The sequence below is a fragment of the Metapseudomonas boanensis genome, assembly GCF_042232855.1.
Classification (GTDB): domain Bacteria; phylum Pseudomonadota; class Gammaproteobacteria; order Pseudomonadales; family Pseudomonadaceae; genus Metapseudomonas; species Metapseudomonas boanensis.
Genome location: NZ_CP113889.1, coordinates 757,550 through 779,886 on the forward strand (window position 1 = coordinate 757,550; position 22,337 = coordinate 779,886).

24 protein-coding genes are annotated in these 22,337 nt (G+C 61.3%); 11 read left to right on the forward strand and 13 right to left on the reverse strand.

The features are described 5' to 3' along the window. Positions 1 to 2: 2 nt before the first annotated feature. From hisD to OXH74_RS03555, 9 genes are all read right to left on the reverse strand, one after another. Entirely contained in the window at positions 3 to 1,316 is a 1,314-nt protein-coding gene (gene hisD, locus OXH74_RS03515) for a histidinol dehydrogenase (RefSeq protein ID WP_375740097.1), read from the reverse strand. A 124-nt stretch (positions 1,317 to 1,440) separates the two neighbouring features. Next, complete coding sequence (hisG, locus tag OXH74_RS03520; protein ID WP_215372873.1) at positions 1,441 to 2,076, reverse strand: ATP phosphoribosyltransferase; 636 nt, start codon at positions 2,074 to 2,076, stop codon at positions 1,441 to 1,443. A gap of 97 nt (positions 2,077 to 2,173) precedes the next feature. Next, complete coding sequence (murA, locus tag OXH74_RS03525) at positions 2,174 to 3,439, reverse strand: UDP-N-acetylglucosamine 1-carboxyvinyltransferase (RefSeq protein ID WP_215372874.1); 1,266 nt, start codon at positions 3,437 to 3,439, stop codon at positions 2,174 to 2,176. 20 nt (positions 3,440 to 3,459) lie between these two features. Further along, on the reverse strand, positions 3,460 to 3,699 hold the full coding sequence (locus OXH74_RS03530; protein WP_215372875.1) for a BolA family protein: 240 nt from the start codon (positions 3,697 to 3,699) through the stop codon (positions 3,460 to 3,462). A gap of 109 nt (positions 3,700 to 3,808) precedes the next feature. Next, positions 3,809 to 4,117: a lipid asymmetry maintenance protein MlaB gene (locus OXH74_RS03535; RefSeq protein WP_375740098.1), complete on the reverse strand. Its 309-nt coding sequence runs from the start codon at positions 4,115 to 4,117 to the stop codon at positions 3,809 to 3,811. Beyond that, the gene (locus tag OXH74_RS03540; protein ID WP_375740099.1) at positions 4,110 to 4,766 is read right to left on the reverse strand and encodes a phospholipid-binding protein MlaC; all 657 of its coding nucleotides are present in this window, start codon (positions 4,764 to 4,766) and stop codon (positions 4,110 to 4,112) included. Before OXH74_RS03540 ends, OXH74_RS03535 begins: the two co-directional genes overlap by 8 nt. Before the next feature lie 11 nt (positions 4,767 to 4,777). Next, positions 4,778 to 5,245 (reverse strand): outer membrane lipid asymmetry maintenance protein MlaD, encoded by a 468-nt coding sequence (mlaD, locus tag OXH74_RS03545; protein WP_375740100.1) that lies wholly within the window; start codon positions 5,243 to 5,245, stop codon positions 4,778 to 4,780. Further along, positions 5,245 to 6,042, reverse strand: coding sequence for a lipid asymmetry maintenance ABC transporter permease subunit MlaE (gene mlaE / locus OXH74_RS03550; RefSeq protein ID WP_375740101.1), 798 nt, complete (start codon positions 6,040 to 6,042; stop codon positions 5,245 to 5,247). The genes mlaD and mlaE overlap by 1 nt, the downstream gene beginning before the upstream one ends. After that, positions 6,042 to 6,851, reverse strand: coding sequence for an ATP-binding cassette domain-containing protein (locus OXH74_RS03555; RefSeq protein WP_375740102.1), 810 nt, complete (start codon positions 6,849 to 6,851; stop codon positions 6,042 to 6,044). The genes mlaE and OXH74_RS03555 overlap by 1 nt, the downstream gene beginning before the upstream one ends. 231 nt (positions 6,852 to 7,082) lie before the next feature. Here OXH74_RS03555 and OXH74_RS03560 point away from each other — a divergent pair, with 231 nt between their 5' ends. The 10 genes from OXH74_RS03560 to OXH74_RS03605 all read left to right on the forward strand — a co-directional run bounded on the left by OXH74_RS03560 (position 7,083) and on the right by OXH74_RS03605 (position 14,082). Beyond that, entirely contained in the window at positions 7,083 to 8,057 is a 975-nt protein-coding gene (locus OXH74_RS03560) for a KpsF/GutQ family sugar-phosphate isomerase (protein ID WP_215373021.1), read from the forward strand. Further along, positions 8,057 to 8,581, forward strand: coding sequence for a KdsC family phosphatase (locus OXH74_RS03565; protein WP_375740103.1), 525 nt, complete (start codon positions 8,057 to 8,059; stop codon positions 8,579 to 8,581). The genes OXH74_RS03560 and OXH74_RS03565 overlap by 1 nt, the downstream gene beginning before the upstream one ends. Before the next feature lie 10 nt (positions 8,582 to 8,591). Continuing rightward, the gene (lptC, locus tag OXH74_RS03570; RefSeq protein ID WP_375740104.1) at positions 8,592 to 9,161 is read left to right on the forward strand and encodes an LPS export ABC transporter periplasmic protein LptC; all 570 of its coding nucleotides are present in this window, start codon (positions 8,592 to 8,594) and stop codon (positions 9,159 to 9,161) included. Beyond that, positions 9,148 to 9,693: a lipopolysaccharide transport periplasmic protein LptA gene (gene lptA / locus OXH74_RS03575; RefSeq protein WP_215372882.1), complete on the forward strand. Its 546-nt coding sequence runs from the start codon at positions 9,148 to 9,150 to the stop codon at positions 9,691 to 9,693. Before lptC ends, lptA begins: the two co-directional genes overlap by 14 nt. Next, the gene (lptB, locus tag OXH74_RS03580; protein WP_215372883.1) at positions 9,693 to 10,418 is read left to right on the forward strand and encodes an LPS export ABC transporter ATP-binding protein; all 726 of its coding nucleotides are present in this window, start codon (positions 9,693 to 9,695) and stop codon (positions 10,416 to 10,418) included. The genes lptA and lptB overlap by 1 nt, the downstream gene beginning before the upstream one ends. Before the next feature lie 145 nt (positions 10,419 to 10,563). Next, positions 10,564 to 12,060 carry an RNA polymerase factor sigma-54 gene (locus tag OXH74_RS03585; RefSeq protein ID WP_375740105.1) on the forward strand — a complete coding sequence of 499 codons (1,497 nt, stop codon included), beginning with the start codon at positions 10,564 to 10,566 and terminating at the stop codon, positions 12,058 to 12,060. 83 nt (positions 12,061 to 12,143) lie between these two features. After that, on the forward strand, positions 12,144 to 12,452 hold the full coding sequence (gene hpf / locus OXH74_RS03590; protein WP_215372885.1) for a ribosome hibernation-promoting factor, HPF/YfiA family: 309 nt from the start codon (positions 12,144 to 12,146) through the stop codon (positions 12,450 to 12,452). A 9-nt stretch (positions 12,453 to 12,461) separates the two neighbouring features. Next, positions 12,462 to 12,926 (forward strand): PTS IIA-like nitrogen regulatory protein PtsN, encoded by a 465-nt coding sequence (gene ptsN / locus OXH74_RS03595; protein ID WP_215372886.1) that lies wholly within the window; start codon positions 12,462 to 12,464, stop codon positions 12,924 to 12,926. Between the two features lie 9 nt (positions 12,927 to 12,935). Next, complete coding sequence (gene rapZ, locus OXH74_RS03600; RefSeq protein WP_215372887.1) at positions 12,936 to 13,793, forward strand: RNase adapter RapZ; 858 nt, start codon at positions 12,936 to 12,938, stop codon at positions 13,791 to 13,793. A 16-nt stretch (positions 13,794 to 13,809) separates the two neighbouring features. Next, entirely contained in the window at positions 13,810 to 14,082 is a 273-nt protein-coding gene (locus tag OXH74_RS03605) for an HPr family phosphocarrier protein (RefSeq protein ID WP_375740106.1), read from the forward strand. 47 nt (positions 14,083 to 14,129) lie between these two features. On the opposite strand, the gene pmbA is transcribed toward OXH74_RS03605, so the two are convergent. Continuing rightward, on the reverse strand, positions 14,130 to 15,476 hold the full coding sequence (gene pmbA / locus OXH74_RS03610; protein ID WP_375740107.1) for a metalloprotease PmbA: 1,347 nt from the start codon (positions 15,474 to 15,476) through the stop codon (positions 14,130 to 14,132). Between the two features lie 142 nt (positions 15,477 to 15,618). Here pmbA and yjgA point away from each other — a divergent pair, with 142 nt between their 5' ends. After that, positions 15,619 to 16,140, forward strand: a complete 522-nt coding sequence (gene yjgA / locus OXH74_RS03615; RefSeq protein WP_215372890.1) for a ribosome biogenesis factor YjgA — start codon at positions 15,619 to 15,621, stop codon at positions 16,138 to 16,140. Between the two features lie 18 nt (positions 16,141 to 16,158). Here the strand turns inward: yjgA and tldD are convergent, their stop codons facing one another. Genes tldD through OXH74_RS03630 form a run of 3 tightly spaced genes read right to left on the reverse strand, consistent with a single transcriptional unit; the run spans position 16,159 to position 22,327 of the window. Further along, a complete protein-coding gene (gene tldD / locus OXH74_RS03620; protein ID WP_375740108.1) occupies positions 16,159 to 17,601 on the reverse strand; it encodes a metalloprotease TldD in 1,443 nt (480 codons plus the stop codon). Beyond that, positions 17,598 to 18,452: a carbon-nitrogen hydrolase family protein gene (locus tag OXH74_RS03625; protein ID WP_375740109.1), complete on the reverse strand. Its 855-nt coding sequence runs from the start codon at positions 18,450 to 18,452 to the stop codon at positions 17,598 to 17,600. Before OXH74_RS03625 ends, tldD begins: the two co-directional genes overlap by 4 nt. Before the next feature lie 56 nt (positions 18,453 to 18,508). Next, positions 18,509 to 22,327 carry a YhdP family protein gene (locus OXH74_RS03630; protein ID WP_375740110.1) on the reverse strand — a complete coding sequence of 1,273 codons (3,819 nt, stop codon included), beginning with the start codon at positions 22,325 to 22,327 and terminating at the stop codon, positions 18,509 to 18,511. Positions 22,328 to 22,337 lie beyond the last annotated feature (10 nt).

The window sequence follows — 22,337 nt, forward strand, 5'->3', positions numbered from 1 at the left end:
GTTCACTCCCCCTTGATCCGGTATTCGGCACTGCGCGCGTGAGCGGTCAGCGACTCGCCACGCGCCAGTACCGAAGCAGTCTTGCCCAGCTCGGACGCACCATCGGCCGAGCAGAAAATGATCGACGAGCGCTTCTGGAAGTCATACACGCCCAACGGCGAGGAGAAGCGCGCAGTGCCGGACGTCGGCAGCACGTGGTTGGGCCCAGCACAGTAATCGCCCAGCGCCTCGGCAGTGTAGCGGCCCATGAAGATGGCACCGGCATGGCGAATCTGCGGCAGCCAGGCTTGCGGATCGGCTACCGACAATTCCAGGTGCTCGGGGGCGATGCGGTTGGCCACATGGCACGCCTGGGCCTGGTCAGCCACCTGGATCAACGCGCCTCGATTCCGCAGCGAAGTGCGAATGATCGCCTCACGCTCCATGGTCGGCAGGAGCTTGTCGATGCTGGCGGCAACCCGATCAAGGAAAGCTGCGTCCGAGCTGACCAGGATCGCTTGAGCATCTTCGTCGTGCTCGGCCTGGGAAAATAGGTCCATGGCGATCCAGTCCGGATCGGTCTGGCCGTCGCAGACCACGAGGATCTCCGACGGGCCGGCAATCATGTCGATGCCCACCTGGCCGAACACATGGCGCTTGGCGGTGGCGACATAGATGTTGCCTGGCCCGACGACCTTGTCCACCTGCGGTACGCTCTCGGTGCCATAGGCCAGCGCAGCCACGGCCTGAGCGCCACCGATGGTGAAGACGCGATCGACGCCCGCTACACAGGCAGCGGCCAGGACGATCTCGTTGATCTCCCCACGCGGCGTCGGCACCACCATTACCACTTCAGCAACACCAGCAACCTTGGCCGGGATCGCGTTCATCAGCACGGAGGACGGATAGGAAGCTTTCCCGCCCGGCACATAAAGGCCAGCGCGGTCCAGCGGCGTGACCTGCTGGCCCAGCACGGTGCCGTCGGCTTCCGTGTAAGTCCAGGAGTCCTGCTTCTGCTTCTCGTGGTAGCTGCGCACCCGTGCAGCAGCAGTTTCCAGCGCCTTGCGCCGCTCAGCGGTGATGCGCGTCAGGGCAAGCTCCAGGCGCTCGCGGGGGAGGATCAGGTCGGCCATCGAAGTCGCTTCGACACCATCGAAACGCTGGGTGAACTCGACCACGGCGGCGTCGCCATGCTCGCGGACGGCCTGGATGATCTCGAGCACACGCTGGTTGACGGCTTCATCGGATACGCTTTCCCAGCTCAGCAGATGATCCAGGTGTCGAGCGAAGTCCGGATCAGCGGCATTGAGTCGGCGAATAGCGATAGGAGCGGTCATAGCGGGCCTCATGAATGGCAAATACTCGGGCGCCGCTAGAGTAGCAAGCCCACCGTGCGGGCACCCGAGAATATTGGCTATGACACGGATAGGCGCGTGCGGCGCAGGGCCGCACTTTATTGTGTCAGCTGGGGTGTCGAGACTCGACTGCGCCGCGCAGGACATCGATCAGGGCCTGGATGCGCGCGTGCTGCATCTTCATCGAAGCCTTGTTGACGATCAGTCGCGAACTGATGGTGGCGATCAGCTCCTGCGGCTCCAGACCGTTAGCACGCAGGGTGTTGCCGGTATCGACGACGTCGATGATCTTGTCGGCCAGACCGACCAATGGCGCCAACTCCATGGAGCCATAAAGCTTGATCACATCAACCTGGCGCCCTTGCTCGGCGTAGTAGCGCTTGGCGATGTTGACGAACTTGGTGGCCACGCGCAGACGCCCCTTCGGCTCGGAAGCTCCGATAGCACCTGCTGTCATCAGCTTGCATTGGGCGATTTGCAGGTCCAGCGGCTCATAAAGCCCCTGACCGCCGTATTCCATCAGCACGTCCTTGCCGGCAACGCCAAGGTCGGCCGCACCATGTTCGACGTAGGTGGGAACATCGGTGGCACGAACGATCAACAGCCGGACATCCTCCTGGGTGGTGGGGATGATCAGCTTGCGGCTCTTGTCCGGATTCTCGGTCGGCACGATGCCGGCTTCGGCCAGCAACGGCAGGGTGTCGTCGAGAATACGGCCCTTGGACAACGCGATGGTGAGCATGGAACTGGATATCCTTGGCTACGACCCGATTCGGGCCTGATGCACAGGCGACATGGCTGGCCTGACCCGGTAAGCCTAGGCCAGGCCTGCGGCCACCTTAACCCGGCACGCGACGGATCTTGGCGCCGAGCAACTGCAGTTTTTCCTCGATGCATTCATAACCACGATCGATGTGGTAGATGCGGTCGATGAGGGTATCGCCCTCGGCAACCAGACCAGCGATCACCAGGCTGGCGGAAGCCCGCAGGTCGGTGGCCATGACCGGGGCGCCCTTGAGGCGCGGCACACCGGTAACGATTGCGGTGTTGCCCTCGACGAGGATCTGCGCACCCATGCGGTTCATTTCATAAACGTGCATGAAGCGGTTCTCGAAGACAGTCTCGATCACAGCGCCGGTGCCCTCGGCGACAGCGTTGAGGGAAATGAACTGGGCCTGCATGTCGGTCGGGAACGCCGGATACGGGGCAGTTCGGATGTTGACCGCCTTCGGACGGTTACCCTTCATGTCCAGCTCGATCCAGTTGTTGCCGGTGTTGATGTGCGCGCCGGCCTCTTCCAGCTTGAGCAGGACCGCTTCAAGAATGGTCGGATCGGTATCCTTGAGCTTTACGCGACCACCGGTAGCAGCAGCTGCCACCAGGTAAGTGCCGGTTTCGATACGGTCAGGCATGACGTTATAGCGAGCGCCGCCGAGGCGTTTCACACCATCGATGGTGATGGTGTCGGTACCCGCCCCCTGGATCTGGGCTCCCATGGCATTCAGGCAGTTGGCCAGATCGACCACTTCCGGCTCACGGGCTGCGTTCTGCAGAACGGAACGGCCGTTGGCCAGTGCCGCGGCCATCATGATGTTCTCGGTACCGGTCACACTGACGGTGTCGAAGACGAAGTTGGCGCCGCGCAGGCCGCCGGCCGGAGCCTTGGCCTTGATGTAGCCGCCTTCTACGTCGATCTTGGCGCCCATGGCTTCCAGGCCACGGATGTGCAGATCCACCGGACGCGAACCGATGGCACAGCCGCCGGGCAGCGCAACTTCAGCCTCGCCGAAGCGGGCCACCATCGGGCCAAGTACCAGAATGGAGGCACGCATGGTCTTCACCAGCTCGTATGGTGCCACCAGGGTCTTGATGCTGCTTGCGTCGACTTCGACACTGAGCTTCTCATCGATCACCGGCTGCACGCCCATACGACCGAACAGCTCGATCATGGTCGTGATGTCGTGCAGGTGCGGCAGGTTGGCTACGGTCACCGGGGTATCGGCGAGCAAAGTAGCGGCCAGGATCGGCAGCGCGGAGTTCTTGGCGCCGGAAATGCGGATTTCGCCGTCGAGGCGTTGACCGCCAGTAATAATCAGTTTGTCCATAGTTCTCTCGGCAGCGGAGCTCAGGAGCGCTCGGCCCAGGCGGCCCGGCTGAAGAATTTCATGGTCACGGCATGGATGCTGCCATCGGCGATCCAGGCGTTCAGGTGTGCGTAAACCTGCTGTTGGCGCTTGACTGGACTCAGGCCAGCCAATTCGTCACTGATCAGGTTCAATTGGAAGTTGCAGCCTTCACCTTCAACTTCCACCTGGGTACCTGGCAGTTTTGCCTCCAGGAGGCTTTTCACTTCTACGGCCTGCATGCTCAACCTCAATCGGCGCCCAACGCGCGCGGGTCGGCCATGATACAAAAAAGCCCCCCACCTGCGAACCCCGTACAAACGGGGTCAGACGGAGGGCTGCAAGCCTTGTTCAGGCCTCCAACGGCAGAAGCTCGGTCAAATTCGAAACTTCAGCGATCTGCCGCATGTCGTCGGGCAGACCGCGAAAGGCAAGCGTCTTGCCGGCAGCCTTCGCATCGCGCATGAATGCCAGCAGCAAAGCCAACCCAACGCTGCTGCTCTTCTCCACACCCGAGAGGTCCACCAGTACGCGATCACCGGTGGTTGCGCCGATCAACTTTCCGCCCGCCTCACGCAACTGCGGACCGGTATTGAAGTCGAGGACGCCCACCAGGCGAAGCTCGCCTGGCGCGGCCTGATCGATCCGGGCCTCACTCATTACTTTTGCCCACTGCTCGCTGGGCTTCTTCGGTTTCCTTGGCTTTGGCGACAACGTTGGCCCAGCCATCGATGGTCTTGTCCAGATTGTTGCCATTCTTCTGCATGCTATCGGCGAACTGGTCGCGGAACAGCTTGCCAATGTTGATGCCATTGATGATGACGTTGCGCACCATCCACTGCCCCTGGACGCTCACCATGGTGTAGGAAACTGGGTAGATGGCACCGCTACGCCCGGTAACTTCCATACCAACGCTTGCGCGCCCGGCATCATCCTCCCGGACATTGAGGACGCGGATATTCTGGTTGTCGTACTCCAGCAAGGCATTGCCATAGAACTGGATCAAGCTGCGCTTGAAGTTTTCCTGGAAACGCGCCATCTGCTCAGGAGTGGCATTTCGCGAGTATTTCACCGTCATGATGCTGCGCGAGATGCCGTCGGCATCCACCACTGGCCCAAGGATTCGATTGAGCGAATCGTAGAAGGCGTCTGGATTGCCGCGGTACTGCTCCTTGTTGGCCTTGAGGTCAGCCAGCAATTGCTCGGTGGTTTCCTGAACCACATCGCGCGGACCAGCAGAAGCGGTCGCGATCAAGGGGAGCGCTGCCAGCAGGACCAGCAGGCCATTTCGCAGGGCTTTGAACAACATAGGTGTAATCCTCATTTGCTTTCTTTGTTGACCGTGTTCAGCAGGAACTTACCGATCAGATCCTCTAGCACCAGAGCCGACTGGGTGTCACGGATGGTTCCACCATCCTTGAGCAACTCCTCATCGCCGCCGACGCTGAGACCGATGTACTTCTCACCAAGCAGCCCGGCCGTCAGGATGGACGCCGTGGAGTCCGTCGGCAGATTGTCGACGCGCTTTTCGACTTCCATGGTGACCCGACCGGTATAGCTGTCGCGATCCAGGTCGATGGCCGTGACCTTGCCAATCGTTACACCGGCCATGGTGACCTTGGCTCTGACAGTCAAGCCGGCAATATTGTCAAAATGCGCATAAAGCTTGTAGGTATCGTCACTGGTGCCATAAGACAGGCCACTGACTCGCAGAGCCAGCAACATCAGAGCCAACATCCCAGCCAGAATGAAAAGGCCGACACCAATTTCCAAGGTGCGGATTTGCATCAGAAATCTCCAAACATCAAAGCAGTCAGGATGAAGTCGAGCCCCAGCACGGCCAGCGAGGCATAGACCACGGTTTTAGTCGTCGCGCGGCTGATCCCTTCCGAGGTCGGCTCGCAGTCATAGCCCTGGAACACGGCGATCCAGGTCACCACGAAGGCGAATACGACGCTCTTGATCACGCCATTCAGCACATCCTCGGTGAATTCGACACTGTTCTGCATGTTGGACCAGAAAGAGCCTTCATAGACTCCCAACCAGTCCACCGCCACCATCGCCCCACCCCAGATTCCCACCACGCTGAAAATCATCGCCAGCAGCGGCATCGAAATGAACCCAGCCCACAAACGTGGCGCGATGATGTACTTGAGCGGGTCCACGCCAATCATTTCGAGACTGGAAAGCTGCTCCGTGGACTTCATGTTGCCGATCTCGGCGGTTAATGCAGAACCGGCGCGCCCCGCGAAAAGCAGCGCAGTCACCACCGGCCCCAGCTCACGCAGCAACGTAAGCGCCACCATCTGGCCAACGGCTTGCTCCGAGCCGTAGTCCACCAGGATGTTGTAGCCCTGCAGCGCCAGCACCATGCCGATGAAGACACCCGAAACGATGATGATTGCCAGCGACATCACGCCAACGGAAAAGAGCTGCTTGACCAGCAACTGGAACCCATTGCCAACACCAGTACGACCAAACAAGGCGTGCAGCAGGAACAAGGTCGAGCGACCCAGTGCTTCCACCACATCCAGGCCAGAGCGCCCAAGCAGGCCTATGCGCTCGAGTTGAGACTTCTTGCGCATCAGCGCCCCCCCAACAGATCGGAACGATAATCCGGCGCCGGGAAGTGGAAAGGCACTGGACCGTCCGGGATTCCCTTCATGAACTGCCGGACACGCGGGTTTTCGGAATTCATAAGTTCGTCTGGCGTACCCTGACCCAGCACCTCGGCATCCCCCACCAGGTAAATGTAGTCAGCGATGCTGGCCGTCTCGGCCAGGTCATGGGAGACCACGATACTGGTAATGCCCAAGGCGTCGTTGAGCAATCGAATGAGGCGAACCAGCACACCCATGGCGATCGGGTCTTGGCCTACGAAAGGCTCGTCGTACATGAGGATCTGCGGGTCGAGCGCGATAGCACGCGCCAAGGCCACCCGGCGCTTCATGCCTCCAGACAATTCATCGGGCATCAGCTCGAAAGCGCCCCGCAGGCCAACGGCCTGGAGCTTCATCAGCACGATGTCGCGAATCATCTCCGCGGGCAGGTGCGTGTGGACCCGCAAAGGGAACGCTACGTTCTCGAACACATCGAGATCAGTGAACAGGGCGCCGCTCTGGAACAGCACGCCGAACTGCTTGCGCATGTCGAACAGCTCTGCCCGCGATAGCGTGGGCAGGTTCCGACCATTGACCCAGACTTCGCCGCTGGACGGTTTCAACTGGGCGGCGATCAAGCGCAACAGCGTGGTCTTGCCACAGCCGGACGGCCCCATGATGCCAGTCACTTTGCCGCGCGGAATGCGGATATCGACATCTTGAAATATGCTGCGCGTGCCGCGCTTGAAGGTTACGCCCTTCAGCTCAACGGCATAGGCATTCTCGGCGCTCATCTGGACTCCTTGCGATACAGCCTCCCGGTCAGACGCCGCATCCCACCGCAAGGACACTGCGCCCACGACGGGCCGAATAAGGCGTGAACTATACCATCGCAGCAGCGGCCCTCCCAAGGCCGCGTGCGGTCTCGCTCGGCTTTGCGACGAGCTCGACGGCATTGGTGCGTGAGCAAAGCCGCCTTTGCCGCTATAATCCCGACCTTTTCCTTCGGCAACCGCACGCCCTACATGACCCAGTCCAGCGATCTGATCAAGTCCGCACAACGCACCATTCGACTCGAACGAGAGGCTATCGACGCCCTCCTCCCGCGAATCGACGCCGATTTCATCCGCGCATGTGAACTGATCCTCTCCTGCAAAGGCCGCGTCGTCGTCGTCGGCATGGGCAAGTCAGGTCACGTCGGAAACAAGATCGCCGCCACGCTTGCCAGCACCGGCACACCGGCTTTCTTCGTCCATCCTGCAGAGGCCAGCCATGGCGACATGGGCATGATCACCACTGACGATGTGGTGCTCGCCCTCTCCAACTCGGGCTCCACCGCCGAGATCGTTACGCTATTACCGCTGATCAAGCGTCTCGGGATCACGCTCATCAGCATGACCGGCAACCCTGACTCCCCACTGGCCAAGGCCGCTGCTGCCAAACTAGATGCGCGGGTAGCGCAGGAAGCTTGCCCACTCAACCTGGCGCCGACTTCATCCACCACCGCATCACTGGTGCTGGGCGATGCACTGGCGATCGCCCTACTGGAAGCCCGCGGCTTCACCGCCGAGGACTTCGCGTTTTCGCATCCCGGCGGCGCACTTGGCCGTCGCCTCCTGCTCAAGGTAGAGAACATAATGCATGCAGGTGAAAGCCTGCCCCGCGTCGCCCGCGGCACTCCCTTGCGCGAGGCTCTGCTGGAAATGACCCGCAAGGGACTGGGTATGACTGCAGTTCTGGAAAGCGATGGCACGCTCGCCGGCATTTTCACTGACGGCGACCTACGCCGAACCCTGGACAAAGGCATCGACGTGCGCCAGGCCAGTATCGATGAGGTCATGACTGTTCACGGCAAAACCGTACGCCCGGAGATGCTGGCCGCCGAAGCCCTGAAGATCATGGATGACCACAAAATCAACGTTCTGGTGGTGGTCGATGACTCCGACCGACCGACCGGAGCCCTGCACATCCACGACCTGACCCGCGCCGGAGTGATCTGATGAACAACCAGCTCCTGCAACGCGCCAAGGCTATCCGCCTGGCCGTTTTCGACGTCGATGGCGTGCTCACCGACGGACGTCTTTACTTCCTGCCAGATGGCGGCGAGTTCAAGACCTTCAATACCCTGGATGGTCACGGCATCAAGATGCTGATCAATTCGGGCGTGCGCACCGCCATCATCAGCGGCCGCAAGTCCCCGGTCGTCGAGCGACGCGCCCATAACCTGGGTATCCAGCACCTCTATCAGGGCCGCGAAGACAAACTGGTCGTCCTGGACGAACTGCTTGCTGAACTGGGCCTGAACTATGAACAAGTGGCCTATCTGGGCGATGACCTGCCCGACCTGCCAGTGATCCGCCGCGTCGGCCTCGGCATGGCCGTGGCCAGCGCCGACAGCTTCGTGCGCCAGCATGCCCACGGCGTGACCCAAGCCCGCGGTGGTGACGGTGCCGCCCGCGAGTTCTGCGAGCTGATCATGCGCGCCCAAGACAGCCTGGAAGCAGCCCAAGCCGCTTACCTCTGAGGCCACACCCATGTCCAAGAACCTTCGCCTCACCCTGATCCTGGCGCCCATTGCCGCGCTGCTGATCGCCTTGGGCTACTGGAACATCCGCCCCGAGAGCTTCATGGACAGAACGCCCAGCCCAACCGATGCAAACGCTATCGACTTCTATGTCGAAAACGGCAAGAGCACCCAGTTCCAGGCTGACGGCAAGCTCCACTACGAACTGACCAGCAAACGCCTCGAACATATCAAGGCGACTGATGTCACATTGCTGACCCAGCCTGATCTGCAGCTGTATCGCGGCACCGTCTATCCCTGGCATGTGCAGAGCGAGCGCGGCGAAGTCTTCCCTGGCGGTAGCCAGGTCGAACTGATCGATAGCGTCAGGGTCGCACGCACTGACGCCAAGGGCCGCCCCACTATTCTCACCACCAGCCGACTGACCGTGTTCCCGGATGAGGAATTTGCGCAGACCCAGCAAGCCGTTAAAATCGAAGCGGCTAACGGGGTCACCACGGCGCAAGGAATGAAAGCGTACTTGAATGACGGCAGGATGCTCCTGCAGTCCAACGTAAGAGGCCAGCATGAGGTTCGTTAATACCCTCCCCCTACTGCTCAGCCTGGGTGCCGCACTCGGAAGTGCCGCTGCCTGGGCCCTGCCGACGGACCGCGACCAGCCCATCCGGGTCCAGGCCGACAGCGCCGAACTGGACGACAAGCAGGGCGTCGCGGTTTACCGCGGCGACGTCATCATCACCCAGGGTACCCTGAAGATCACCGGCGACACGGTGACCATCACCCAGGACTCCAACGGCGACATCCAGGTCTTCACGTCGGTCGGCAAGCCTGCCTATTACGAACAGAAGCCGGCCGTCGACAAGGAGATCGTCAAGGCTTACGGCATGACCATCCAGTACTTTGCCAGCAATGAGCGCATCGTACTGATCGACCAGGCCAAGGTGATCCAGGAAGGCAATACCTTCGAAGGCGAGAAGATCGTCTATGACACCCAGCGTCAGATCGTGAATGCAGGGCGGGCCACCGGCACCAACGTCAGCACGCCGCGCCCGCGGATCGACATGGTCATCCAGCCCAAGAAGAAAGAGCAGAACGCGGGACAAGCACAGTAATGGCGACCCTCAAAGCCCAGCATCTGGCCAAAAGCTACAAGAACCGGCAGGTGGTACGAGACGTCAGCGTCTCGATCGATAGCGGCCAGATCGTTGGCCTGCTTGGCCCCAACGGTGCGGGCAAGACCACGTGCTTCTACATGATCGTGGGTTTGGTCAAAGCCGACCAGGGCCGAGTGCTGATTGACCATCAGGACGTTACCCACCAGCCCATGCACGGCCGCGCCCGCGCCGGTATCGGCTACCTGCCGCAGGAAGCCTCGATCTTCCGCAAGCTGAGCGTTGCCGACAACATCATGGCAATCCTGGAAACCCGCAAGGACCTGGATCGCGCCTCCCGTCGCAAGGAACTGGAGAGCCTGCTCCAGGAATTCCACATCAGCCATATCCGCGACAACCTCGGGATGAGCCTGTCCGGCGGTGAGCGACGCCGGGTGGAAATCGCCCGAGCGCTGGCCACGGCCCCGAAGTTCATCTTGCTGGACGAGCCCTTCGCGGGAGTCGACCCAATCTCAGTGGGTGACATCAAGCAGATCATCCACCATCTCAAGGCCAAGGGAATTGGCGTGCTCATCACGGATCACAATGTCCGCGAGACTCTGGATATCTGCGAGACTGCGTATATCGTCAGCGATGGCCAGCTGATTGCCGAGGGTGATGCCGAAGCAATCCTGGCCAACCAGTTGGTGAAGGAAGTCTACCTGGGCCATGAATTCCGTCTGTAGCCCGACAACCGATCTGTAAGGACGGGTTGCGAGAGCTAGGAAAATCCTTCAAGGTCAGGCATATAATTTGCTTCCTGGTGGCGCTTCGGCGCCCTGTAGTGGATGGCGCGTGAGCGCCGGCGAATAAGGTGCTAAGCCCCCTGCCATGAAACCATCGCTAGTCCTAAAGATGGGCCAGCAGCTGACGATGACTCCGCAGCTGCAACAGGCCATCCGCCTACTCCAACTGTCCACCCTCGATCTGCAGCAGGAGATCCAGGAGGCGCTGGAATCCAATCCCATGCTGGAACGACAGGAGGATGGCGAAGATTTCGACACCTCCGACCCCATGGCTGAAGGCGAGCAACTGACCAACACCTCCACCCAGGAATCCAGCTTCCAGGAATCCAGCGTCGAGGCTAATGCCGAAGCTCTGGAAGACGGCGAATGGCATGAACGCATCCCGAGCGAACTGCCAGTCGACACTGCCTGGGAAGACGTCTACCAAACCAGCGCCAGCAGCCTGCCTAGCAACGACGACGATGAGTGGGACTTCACCTCCCGCACGTCTGTCGGCGAAAGCCTGCAAAGCCATCTGCTGTGGCAGCTGAACCTCGCTCCGATGTCGGATACCGACCGGCTGATTGCCGTCACGCTCATCGACTGCATCAACAACGATGGCTACCTGGAAGAGTCCCTTGCGGAGATTGCCGAAGCCTTTGACCCGGAACTCGAGATCGAACTCGACGAGATCGAAGTGGTGCTACACCGCATCCAGCAGTTCGAGCCCGCCGGCATCGGTGCCCGCGACCTGCGCGAATGCCTGCTGCTGCAACTGCGCCAACTGCCGCTGAACACCCCCTGGCTGAGCGAAGCGCAACGCCTTGCGGGCGACTACCTGGACCTGCTGGGCAATCGCGACTACAGCCAGCTGATGCGCCGCATGAAGGTCAAAGAGGATGAGCTGCGCCAGATCATCGAATTGATCCAGGGGCTCAACCCGCGCCCTGGCTCGCAGATCGAGGCCAGCGAACCGGAATACGTCGTTCCCGACGTCATCGTGCGCAAGCACAACGAGCGCTGGTTGGTGGAGTTGAACCAGGAAGCCGTGCCACGCCTGCGGGTCAACCCCCATTACGCAGGTTTCGTCCGCCGTGCAGACTCCAGCGCCGACAATACCTTCATGCGCAACCAGCTTCAGGAAGCCAGGTGGTTCATCAAGAGTCTGCAGAGCCGGAACGAAACCCTGATGAAGGTCGCCACGCAGATTGTCGAGCATCAGCGTGGGTTCCTCGAATACGGCGACGAGGCAATGAAGCCACTCGTGCTGCACGACATCGCCGAGGCGGTAGGGATGCACGAGTCGACGATCTCCCGGGTAACCACCCAGAAATACATGCACACACCGCGCGGAATCTACGAGCTGAAGTACTTCTTCTCCAGCCACGTAAGCACTTCCGAAGGCGGCGAGTGCTCATCCACAGCGATCCGCGCAATCCTCAAAAAGCTGGTCGCAGCGGAAAATCCGAAAAAGCCGTTGAGTGACAGCAAGATCGCTGGTTTACTGGAAGCACAGGGTATCCAAGTGGCGCGTCGCACAGTTGCCAAGTACCGCGAATCCCTTGGGATCGCGCCTTCCAGTGAACGGAAGCGACTGATGTGATGCAGAATTGAGCCACGCCAAAGTGTTCCGGTGGCAGGCCCGTTAGCCTGTCTCATATACACGGGCAATAAGGAGAAAGCGGTATGCAAGTCAACATCAGTGGACATCAACTGGATGTGACCGACGCCCTGCGCAACTATGTTGTCGAGAAGTTCGAACGACTGGAGCGCCACTTTGACCGCATCACCAATGTTCAGGTGATCATGCAGGTGGAGAAACTCAAGCAACAAATTGAAGCTACCCTTCACGTTGCCGGCGGCGAAGTCGTTGCCAACGCGGAGCACGAAGACATGTACGCCGCCATAGACCTGCTCACTGACAAACTTGATCGCCAACTGATCAAACACAAGGAAAAGCAGCTTCACCGCCAGCAGGGCGCCACGGCCCGCTGACCTTACCCTATGATCCGACTTGAGCAAATCCTGACCCCCGGCCGTTCCCTCGTGAACGTGCCGGGCGGCAGCAAGAAACGCGTCCTCGAACAGATTGCCAACCTGGTCGCTCGCGACCTTCCCGAACTCGATGGTCAGGACATCTTCGAAAGCCTGGTATCGCGGGAAAAGCTCGGCTCCACGGGCTTTGGTAACGGTATCGCCATCCCCCATTGTCGGCTGACCGGCTGCAACTCGCCGATCAGCGCAGTGTTGCGCCTGGACGCCCCCGTAGACTTCGATGCCATCGACGGCGCACCGGTGGATCTGCTGTTCGTATTGCTGGTTCCAGAAGCCGCTACCGATGAACACCTTGAATTGCTACGCCAGATCGCCAGCATGCTGGACCGCAGCGATGTTCGCGATCGCCTGCGCCATGCAACGGACAGCGCCGACCTGTACAAGGTAGTCGTGGACGTCCAGAGCGGACGCTAGGACTGTGCAATGCGCCTGATCATCGTCAGCGGCCGCTCCGGCTCGGGGAAGAGCACGGCTCTCCACGTGCTCGAAGACAACGGTTTTTATTGCATCGACAACCTGCCGGCAGGCCTCCTGCCCGAGCTTGCTGAGCGGGCGTTTCTGCACACTGAGCTGCTCGAGCCGAAAGTCGCCGTCTCGATCGATGCCCGCAACCTGCCGAGCCAGCTGAAACGCTTCCCCGAGTTGCTCGCTGAAGTCCGGTCGCGCTATATCCAGTGCGATGTTCTCTACCTAGACGCCGAAGACGAGGTACTGCTCAACCGTTTCTCCGAGACGCGCAGGCGCCACCCATTGACCGACGACAATCGCTCCCTGGCCGAAGCGATAGGTGACGAGACAACGTTGCTCGCCCCAATTGCTGACCTCGCAGACCTGCGTATCGACACTACCCGGCTCAACCTCTATCAGCTACGGGACAGCCTGAAGCTACGCCTGCTGAACCAGCCAGAACCGGGCACCGCCTTCCTGGTCGAGTCGTTCGGTTTCAAGCGCGGCATGCCGGTAGATGCAGACCTGGTGTTCGACGTGCGCTGTTTGCCGAACCCTTATTGGAAGCCGGAACTACGCGACCACTCTGGCCTGGAACAGCCTGTGGCCGATTACCTCGCAGCGCAGCCGGATGTCGAGGAAATGTACCAGGACATCCTTGCGTACCTGAACAAATGGCTGCCACGTTTTGCCGCCAGCAACCGGGCTTATGTCACCATCGCCATTGGTTGCACGGGCGGCCATCATCGCTCGGTCTATGTTGCCGAACGTTTGGGCGCAGCCTTGAAGCCTACCTTGAAGAACGTCCAGGTTCGCCACCGCGACCTCAGCTAGAAGGATGAACGCCGCGATGCCCGCCTGTGAAATCACCATCATCAACAAACTGGGTCTGCACGCCCGAGCGGCCGCCAAGTTCGTTGGAGTTGCCGGGCGGTTTCCCTGCAAAATCCGCGTTGGCCGTTCACCGGAGAGCCTGGTTGATGGCAAGAGCATCATGGCCGTCATGATGCTGGCTGCGGGCAAGGGCACCCCGATCCACCTCCACACCGAAGGCGAGCAGGATCATGACGCCCTGGACGCGCTGGTGGAGTTGATCAACAACAGGTTCGACGAAGGGGAATAGGAAGCGAAAGCCGGCAAACCTTCGCTCCCTGCAATCAGCGGTACACGCTAGCTACCCGCTACCGTCATTCGCTCGATCAGTACCGAGCCAGTGCGAATGTTCCCGCGCAACTCCAGATCATTCCCCACAGCCACAATCTGGCGGAACATGTCCTTCAGGTTGCCAGCGATGGTGACTTCCTGCACTGGGAACTGAATCTCTCCGTTCTCCACCCAATAGCCGGCAGCACCGCGCGAGTAGTCGCCGGTGACCATGTTCAAGCCTTGCCCCATCAGCTCGGTCACCAACAGGCCCCGCCCCATGCGACGCAGCAGCGATGCCTGGTCTTCCTGCCCGTGGCTGACAAAGAGGTTATGCACGCCACCTGAGTTAGCGGTGCTTGGCAGGCCCAGCTTCCGGCCGGAATAGGTCCCCAGGATGTAGGACACCAGTTCGCCCTTTTCGACGAAGGGTTTGGCATAGGTGGCCAGTCCGTCATTATCGAAAGCTGCACTGGCCATGGCGCGCGGGATGTGCGGACGCTCATCCAGGCTCAACCACTCGGGGAACAGGCGCTGTCCGAGTGCGCCCTCGAGGAAAGACGACTTGCGATAGAGGTTTCCGCCAGAAATCGCCGAGAGAAAGCTCCCGAACAATCCAGTGGCCAACTCGGCCGCGAACAACACGGGCACTTCGCAAGTCGGTACCGGGCGGGCGCCCAAACGGCTTACAGTGCGTTCCGCAGCGCGGCGACCAATACTGGCAGGGTCCGCGAGCAGGGTGCCCAGGCGATTGACGTCGTACCAGTAGTCGCGCTGCATCTGACCTTGGTTCTCTGCGATCATGACGCAGCTCAGACTATGTCGCGTGCTGGCATAGCCACCGACAAAACCATGACTATTACCGTAGACGCGACAACCTTGATGGGTATTCAGAGTCGTGCCGTCTGCATTGCTGATCCGCGAGTCAGCCTCGAAAGCTGCCGTTTCACAGATTAGTGCCTGCTCGACTGCCTGCTCCGGACTAATGGACCAGGGGTGGTAAAGATCAAGGTCCGGGAGGTCACGCGCCATCAGCGCGGCGTCCGCCAAACCGGCGCACTCGTCCTCGGACGCATGCTTGGCAATGGCCAGGGCTGCGGCGACTGTCTCGCGAATCGCGTCTTCGCCGCTGGCCGAGGTGCTGGCCGAACCCTTGCGCTGCCCGACATAGAGGGTGATGCCGAATCCCTGGTCACGATTGAACTCGACTGTTTCCACCTCACCCTGGCGAACCGTCGTGGAAAGTCCCTGCTCCACCGAAACAGCCACCTCGCACGCGCTGGCACCTTGGCGCCGAGCCTCGGCAAGAATACGCTCGACCCGTGCCTGCAGTTCCGGCAAGGCCTCTGGGCCGACCACTTCTACTTCACTCATAGCCACTCCAGTTCACAAAATCTTTTAAGCGAGGGGCGCACAAGCGCGTCCCCGCGATTTCCGCCCACAGGCGGCGCCAGTCGGGCCGGACAACGGGCGTCCGACTGGTTATCATGGCGGCGTTTCCCATTGGACCACCCCCATGTCTGAATTCTTTGACGACGACTTCTCCGGAGAGAAGAGTAAATCCCAGATCAAGCGCGAGCTGCATGCCCTGCAGGATCTCGGCGAGCGCCTGACCACCCTCAAGCCGGACGTACTGGCCAAGCTACCGCTGACCGACGCCTTGCAGAAGGCTCTGGCGGAAGCGCCAAAGCACAAGGCCCACATTGCCCGCAAACGGCACATCCAGTACATCGGCAAGCTGATGCGCGAACAGGACATCGATGCCATCGTCGGCCTGATCGACCAGCTCGACAGCTCCACTCGCCAGTACAACGAGCGTTTCCATGGCCTGGAGCGCTGGCGCGATCGACTGATCGAGGGTGGTGACGCGGCGCTTGAAAGCTTCGTCGCCGAATACCCCGAGACCGATAGACAGCACCTGCGCGGCCTGATCCGTCACGCACAGCACGAAGCGGCCCACAACAAACCACCGGCAGCTGCGCGCAAAGTGTTCAAGTACATTCGCGACCTGGACGAAGCCAAGCGCGGACTGCGTTAAACCCGTCAGGGGCCTTCATCAGGCCCCCGTCCCTCCTACCGTGATCGCATCGATCTTCAGCGTAGGCTGCCCTACGCCCACAGGTACCGACTGCCCATCCTTGCCGCAGGTACCAACGCCGCTATCCAGCGCCAGGTCATTGCCGACCATGGAGACTCGGCTCATCGCCTCAGGACCATTGCCGATCAAGGTCGCGCCTTTCACGGGTGTTGTGATGCGACCGTTCTCGATCAGATAGGCCTCGCTGGTGGAAAACACGAATTTTCCGCTGGTGATATCCACCTGGCCTCCACCGAGGTTGGCGCAGTAGATGCCCCGCTCCACCGATGCAATGATTTCTTGTGGATCGCTCTCACCGGCCAACATGTAGGTATTGGTCATACGCGGCATCGGCAAGTGCGCGTAGGACTCCCGACGGCCGTTACCCGTGCGAGCCACACCCATCAGCCGGGCATTGAGTTTGTCCTGCATGTAGCCTTTGAGCACACCGTTTTCGATCAGCGTAGTGCACTGGGTAGGGGTGCCTTCATCATCCATGCTCAGCGAGCCGCGGCGGAATGCCAGGGTGCCGTCGTCGACGATGGTGCATAGGCTCGAAGCCACCTTCTCGCCAATTCGTCCGCTATAGGCCGAGCTTCCCTTGCGGTTGAAATCACCTTCCAAGCCATGGCCGACCGCTTCGTGAAGCAGCACGCCAGACCAGCCGGCGCCCATGACCACAGGCAAGGTACCCGCCGGTGCGGGAACGGCCTCCAGGTTCACCAGGGCCTGGCGAAGGGCTTCGCGTGCGTAACCCATGGCCCGGTCCTCCTGAAGGAAGTAGCGATAATCGGTGCGACCGCCGCCGCCATGACCGCCGCGCTCGCGTCGACCATTCTGCTCGACGATGACGCTGACGTTGAATCGAACCAGTGGTCGTATATCGGCCCCCAGACTGCCGTCACTGGCGGCGATCAGGATTCGTTCCCAGACCCCGGCCATGCTGACGGTGACCTGCTTGATGCGAGGATCCAGCGCACGGGTCGCTGCGTCTACGTTCTTCAGCAGCTCTACTTTTTCCGCGCGACTGATGACCTCCAGCGGGCTGCTGGAATCGTACAACCGAGTCACTTGGGGTGTAGCGAACGCCTGAACCCGACCCTCCTGGCCAGCCCGAGAGATCGAGCGGGCCGCCCGCGCAGCTTGGCGCAGCGCCTCGGCTGTGATCGCATTGCTGTAAGCAAAACCGGTCTTCTCTCCAGACTGGGCACGCACGCCCACACCTTGATCAAGGTGGAAACTGCCCTCTTTGACGATGCCGTCCTCCAGCACCCAGGATTCGGACACCTGCCCCTGGAAGTACAGGTCGGCGGCATCGATGCCCGGCCCGGCCAACTCACCGAGGATCGCCGGCAACTGCTCGATGCTGAGGTCACCGGGCGCCAGCAAGTGATCGCTGACGGCTAACAGAAGGTCGCTCATAACTTCTCCGTTCGCGCCGGCCCAGGAGTGGCCGGCGTCATGAATCGTCGATGGGTACTCACCGGCATGCGCTGACGTATCTCCGCCTGCTCCGCTGCATTCCGGCTGGCCAGCAGCACCGCCTCCCCCTGGGCCTGTTCGGCCAGTACCCGGCCCCAAGGGTCAACGATGGCCGAATGGCCGAAGGTTTCACGTGGCCCGGGATGGATACCACCCTGCCCTGCTGCCAGCAGGTAGCACTGGGTTTCGATGGCTCGAGCTCGCACCAGCACCTGCCAATGGGCCGCGCCAGTCACCGCGGTGAACGCTGAGGGCGCGCTGATCAGCTCAGCACCAGCCTCGCGCAGTGCGCTGTAGAGTTCGGGGAAACGCAGGTCATAGCAAACTGTCAGTCCCAGCCGCCCAACGGGCGTATCTGCCACGACCACATCCGCGCCATGGGCATAGTCGTCGGACTCTCGGTAACGGCCCCGGCTATCGCTGACATCCACATCGAACAAGTGAATCTTGTCATAACGCGCAACCCGCTCCCCCTGCTCATCCACCAACAGGGAACAGGCGTTGGGTTTATCCTGCGGCCGCCGGTCAGGCGGCAAGGGCAGGGTTCCCGCCACTATCCACAGGCGCAGGTCCCGCGCCGCCTGCCTCAGCCAAGGCAGAATCGGCCCATGCCCTTCCGCTTCGGCCCGGCCCAGTTCGGTCAGGTCTCGTCGCCCCATGGCGCTGAAGTTCTCGGGCAATACCGCCAGGCGTGCACCACCTTCGGCGGCCTGCTCCAACAATCGGCGGGCACTGGCAAGGTTGGCCAGCACATCGTCCTGGCTGACCATTTGAATCACGGCAAGGGACATCGTGCGCTCCGACAGGGACATAAAGGGCATGCTAACCCAAGCGGCGGCAGCTCGCTTCAACGAGCTTTTTCAAAAGGCTTGATGAAGGTGATTTTGGGGTCCTTCCACGAACCTTCAACCCTGTACTGAACGCTGGCAACGCGCGCCACCCTGTCGCCCAGCAATTTGTCCACAACGAACAACGCTCCCCCAATGGCTGGCGCACCGACGATCAGCGCGGCCAATGGCAGGTTGTTGGTCACGGGCAGGGTGACCAGCAGATTGGCGTCGATGCGGTCACTGGCCAGGTCCAGGGTGCCGTCCAGCTCCAGGCCGCTCGAGGGGCCTTCCAGCGTGATCGGATTGCGGGTCACGAAGCGCCCCTCGCTCCCCATCAGAAGCCCTTTGACCCGGTCGTAGGCGAGTCCCTTGCCGAGCAGGTCGGAAAAGTCCAGGCGCAATCTACGGCCGATCGAGTTGAAATTGAGCAAACCAAAAACCCGCAAGGCTTGGGCGCCACCTTCGACTTCGGCGAACTGCCCCTTGTGCAAGCTGGCATCCAGTGAACCTGAGTAGCGCTTCAGACTGACCCAGGCGGGGGAGCCGGGCCAGCGCCCATCGGCATCAAGACGGAAGCGCTCGCTGGTAGCCGTGGGTGCGAAGTTCCAGGCCTTGAGCACATCCGCCAGGTTCTTGCCCTCCAGGCGCCCCCGATACCAGGAGCTGCTGGCCCCAACGGCACCTTCCCAGCCTGCCGCGCCGGTAATCCGCAGCCCTTTCAGTGAAAGATCCAACTCGTTGAAGGCAATCCCCTTCGAGTTCGGTCGGGCCTTGAACGACCAGGCACCGAGTACAGCATCACCCAGGATGACCTGATCGATGTGTACATCCAGCGACGGTACTCGGCGTGGGTCAACCGAGGCGAAGGGATCCGGTTTGGCTTCTGCTTCAGCTTCGCTTGCCGGCGGCTTGGGGAAGCTCAGGCGCCGCAGCCTGACGTCAATTGGGGCATCCTTGGCATCTGGGAGTTTGATCTGCCCATCAAGCCTCGCACTGGCCAAGCCCAGCCGCCAGCCCTCGGGGTCCCGCGCCAAGTCAATATTGAGGTCTTCCAGACTCAGGCCAAAGCCGCTGAACCGCCCAATTTCCAGCTCGGCGCCACTCAACAAGCGGGCGGTGGAGGCCCCATCAGCCGGCGCGTACTGCTTGGCCACCGCCATCCAGGCATCGGCATCCAACTCATCCAGGCGCCCACGCACGCGCAGCCCCTTGCCCGTGGGCAGGCGCGCCGCTCCGCCGCCAAGACGCAAGGCACCTCGAGAATCGTTGAACTTGCCGGGGGAGGCGGCCAGGACCAGGCTGGCGACGCCCGCGTAATCCAACCAGTAACGACGCTCATCGCCATCAAGCGTCATGCGCCACTGGGTGTCACGAACCTCGTTAGCAGCCTTGCCCAAAGGAGCAGGCAGATCAATCGCCAAACCTTTGAGGGACGAGTCGATGCGTAGCTGGCTGTCCTTTCCATCAAGGCTCAGGTTGAGGCTGTAAGGCACGTCCCCCGACGCAGGTAACGCTTGCATGACCCCAAGCCAGGTGGTGAGGTCCTTCAGTGCGATCTGGCCATTGGCCAGGATGCGCGTCCGCGCACGGCCGTTGGAGCCCTCGGCCTGCGCCTTGGCGCGGACTTCACGACCAAAAACCTGGGCACGAATATCTGACGCACTCAGCCCGCTGGCGGTGTCGTAGCGGAAAGCCCCTCTCAGTTGGCTGAATGCCAACTCAGGGCGCGCAATTTTCAGTTGGGCATCACGCGTATTCAGATCGACGACCACCCTGGGCGCTTGCCCTTTAGCCAAGGGGATGTCCAGCTTGAGCGTTCCGGACAGCGGCCCCTGGCCTTGCCAGCCGGAGAAAATCGGCGCAGTGCCGATGGGCGCCTCCTGGAGAATCTTCAACCCGTCGGTGAAACTGCTCTCCAGATCGGCATCCAGGTCGAGCCGCGGCACCTGTCCCGGCTCGACGTGGGGCACATTGGCTTCGGCATTGCTCACCCGGGTGTCGAGGATTCGTCCGGCCGGGAGCACGATCCGGACGCCGGTGTCTTCGATGAACACATTGCCCTTCGCCTCGCGCAAGACTGGCCAGCCAGGCTGGTAGGCCAACTCGGCGTCATGCACTTTGAAGAACAGGCTGAGAGAGCGGGCCTCCGGCTTCGCATCGCGCGACAGCGAGCCCTGGAATTGGAAGAACCCTTCGTCTACAGCACCGGAACGAATCGCCTCTTTCAGCCATTTGGCCAATGCCGGGCTGAGCCCGGGCGACAAGGTCGGCAAATACTTCTCGGTATAAGTGGCGTCACCATCACGGAGTCCCACCCGCAAGTCCATGTAGTCCTCAGCGAGGGGATCGCGCATCAGGCGGATCAGCATGTCGCCGGCGATACGCCCCTCATCGCCGACCACTTGCATGTAAGGGCTAGCCAGGGTGAAAGCCTCATCATCCAGATGCCACGTCAGGCGCGCCCGAGCTTTCTGGTAATGCCAGGGCTTGGGGAACAGGTGATCAAGGTGCAAGGCGAAATCATTGGCATCCAGGCGCAGTTCGCCTTGTTCCAGGTTTCCGCTGACGCTGCCACTGACGTTCTCGGCAGCCGGCGCACCACGGTAGGCGTCGACCCCCACTCCAGAAAGATTGCTGCTGAAGAGCAGACGCTCGGGCCCGGCGCCCCCGGGGCGATAGGTCAGGCTCAGGTTACGCAGCGCTCCGCGGGGCTTGAGCCCATCCAATGCAGCGGCGACCTGCTCAGGCAGAGGTGCAAGGGCGCTGATGACAGGTTGCAAGGGGATGAGATCCAGACGGTCGGCAGTCACGCGCCACTCGGCCTGGGGCACCACCCTGTGTTGGAAGCTGACGTTGACCTCGCCCCAGCGCTGCTTGCCAACACTTACCGCCAGGGAGTCGAGCAGGATCTGGAATCCCTCATCTGTGCGGGTGTAATAGGCATTCACGGCAAAGTTCTGCAAGGTCACCGCCTTGCGCTTGCCATAGGCGCCACGCAGTTCAGGGGCGTGGAGACGCGCAACCGCACGCTTTGGCCCGCCCTTCGACCAGTCGACCCACAACTCACCTCCGGCCTGCAATTGCTCGACACGCCAATCACGCGTCAGGCTCGCGGGCAGCCAGCGGGCCCAGTCACTCTGAGGCAGGCTCAGGTAGAGCTCAGCCTCACTGTCGAGCCAGGTGTCGGCATTCAATCGGGTGCGTAAGCGCATGGCCAAGGGCTGGCCGTCCGGCAGCATCAAACGCCCATCAAGTCGCTGGCGGCTGCCAAGACTGCGCAGTGTGAAGCCGACATAGGTCAGTGTGATCGGCTCATGGGCCTGCGGCTCCAGGGTGAGCTGGCTGTTGATCAGCGACACTTGGCTGACCAGGCCCATCATCGCCTCGAGCTGGCGCGGCCCGAAAGGCGGCTGCCCTTCTTTGACGGCAAATCCTTCGACGGACCACTTGCCGCTTTTGTCCTGCAGCAGGCCAAGCTGCAAGCCATCCAGTTCCAGACGCTCGATACGCAGCTGGCGCGCCAACAGGCTGCCAAGCATATTTGGTACGACCCGCAGTTGGTCCAGGCGGATGGCGCTGTCGCCCTCTCCGACCAGCACATCGTGGGCGATCAGCAGAGGAGCCATCGCCTCCCAGCGCCCCTCGATGCTGCCGATCTTGACCGGCTGGCCGAGTGCCGCACTGGCCTGTGCCTCGGCCTCCGCCTGGTATTCGGCAACGAAGGGTACCAGTTCGCGGCCCAGGCTGACGTAAAGGGCAGCTAACACCAGCCCGAGTGCGCAGAACGCCAGTAACATGCGCAGGGCGGACACCAGGGCTCGTGCCAGGCGCTCCATGTCAGTTCAT

What these genes read in the sequence shown, in the direction of transcription:
- lptB (WP_215372883.1), top strand. Translation starts at nt 9,693, where the DNA reads ATGGCGACCCTCAAAGCCCAGCATCTGGCCAAAAGCTACAAGAACCGG.
- murA (WP_215372874.1), bottom strand. Translation starts at nt 3,439, where the DNA reads ATGGACAAACTGATTATTACTGGCGGTCAACGCCTCGACGGCGAAATC.
- OXH74_RS03565 (WP_375740103.1), top strand. Translation starts at nt 8,057, where the DNA reads ATGAACAACCAGCTCCTGCAACGCGCCAAGGCTATCCGCCTGGCCGTT.
- yjgA (WP_215372890.1), top strand. Translation starts at nt 15,619, where the DNA reads ATGTCTGAATTCTTTGACGACGACTTCTCCGGAGAGAAGAGTAAATCC.
- hisG (WP_215372873.1), bottom strand. Translation starts at nt 2,076, where the DNA reads ATGCTCACCATCGCGTTGTCCAAGGGCCGTATTCTCGACGACACCCTG.
- OXH74_RS03555 (WP_375740102.1), bottom strand. Translation starts at nt 6,851, where the DNA reads ATGAGCGCCGAGAATGCCTATGCCGTTGAGCTGAAGGGCGTAACCTTC.
- OXH74_RS03585 (WP_375740105.1), top strand. Translation starts at nt 10,564, where the DNA reads ATGAAACCATCGCTAGTCCTAAAGATGGGCCAGCAGCTGACGATGACT.
- OXH74_RS03605 (WP_375740106.1), top strand. Translation starts at nt 13,810, where the DNA reads ATGCCCGCCTGTGAAATCACCATCATCAACAAACTGGGTCTGCACGCC.
- ptsN (WP_215372886.1), top strand. Translation starts at nt 12,462, where the DNA reads ATGATCCGACTTGAGCAAATCCTGACCCCCGGCCGTTCCCTCGTGAAC.
- OXH74_RS03625 (WP_375740109.1), bottom strand. Translation starts at nt 18,452, where the DNA reads ATGTCCCTTGCCGTGATTCAAATGGTCAGCCAGGACGATGTGCTGGCC.
- OXH74_RS03560 (WP_215373021.1), top strand. Translation starts at nt 7,083, where the DNA reads ATGACCCAGTCCAGCGATCTGATCAAGTCCGCACAACGCACCATTCGA.
- OXH74_RS03535 (WP_375740098.1), bottom strand. Translation starts at nt 4,117, where the DNA reads ATGAGTGAGGCCCGGATCGATCAGGCCGCGCCAGGCGAGCTTCGCCTG.
- lptC (WP_375740104.1), top strand. Translation starts at nt 8,592, where the DNA reads ATGTCCAAGAACCTTCGCCTCACCCTGATCCTGGCGCCCATTGCCGCG.
- OXH74_RS03630 (WP_375740110.1), bottom strand. Translation starts at nt 22,327, where the DNA reads ATGGAGCGCCTGGCACGAGCCCTGGTGTCCGCCCTGCGCATGTTACTG.
- mlaE (WP_375740101.1), bottom strand. Translation starts at nt 6,042, where the DNA reads ATGCGCAAGAAGTCTCAACTCGAGCGCATAGGCCTGCTTGGGCGCTCT.
- OXH74_RS03540 (WP_375740099.1), bottom strand. Translation starts at nt 4,766, where the DNA reads ATGTTGTTCAAAGCCCTGCGAAATGGCCTGCTGGTCCTGCTGGCAGCG.
- pmbA (WP_375740107.1), bottom strand. Translation starts at nt 15,476, where the DNA reads ATGAGTGAAGTAGAAGTGGTCGGCCCAGAGGCCTTGCCGGAACTGCAG.
- hisD (WP_375740097.1), bottom strand. Translation starts at nt 1,316, where the DNA reads ATGACCGCTCCTATCGCTATTCGCCGACTCAATGCCGCTGATCCGGAC.
- tldD (WP_375740108.1), bottom strand. Translation starts at nt 17,601, where the DNA reads ATGAGCGACCTTCTGTTAGCCGTCAGCGATCACTTGCTGGCGCCCGGT.
- hpf (WP_215372885.1), top strand. Translation starts at nt 12,144, where the DNA reads ATGCAAGTCAACATCAGTGGACATCAACTGGATGTGACCGACGCCCTG.
- mlaD (WP_375740100.1), bottom strand. Translation starts at nt 5,245, where the DNA reads ATGCAAATCCGCACCTTGGAAATTGGTGTCGGCCTTTTCATTCTGGCT.
- rapZ (WP_215372887.1), top strand. Translation starts at nt 12,936, where the DNA reads ATGCGCCTGATCATCGTCAGCGGCCGCTCCGGCTCGGGGAAGAGCACG.
- lptA (WP_215372882.1), top strand. Translation starts at nt 9,148, where the DNA reads ATGAGGTTCGTTAATACCCTCCCCCTACTGCTCAGCCTGGGTGCCGCA.
- OXH74_RS03530 (WP_215372875.1), bottom strand. Translation starts at nt 3,699, where the DNA reads ATGCAGGCCGTAGAAGTGAAAAGCCTCCTGGAGGCAAAACTGCCAGGT.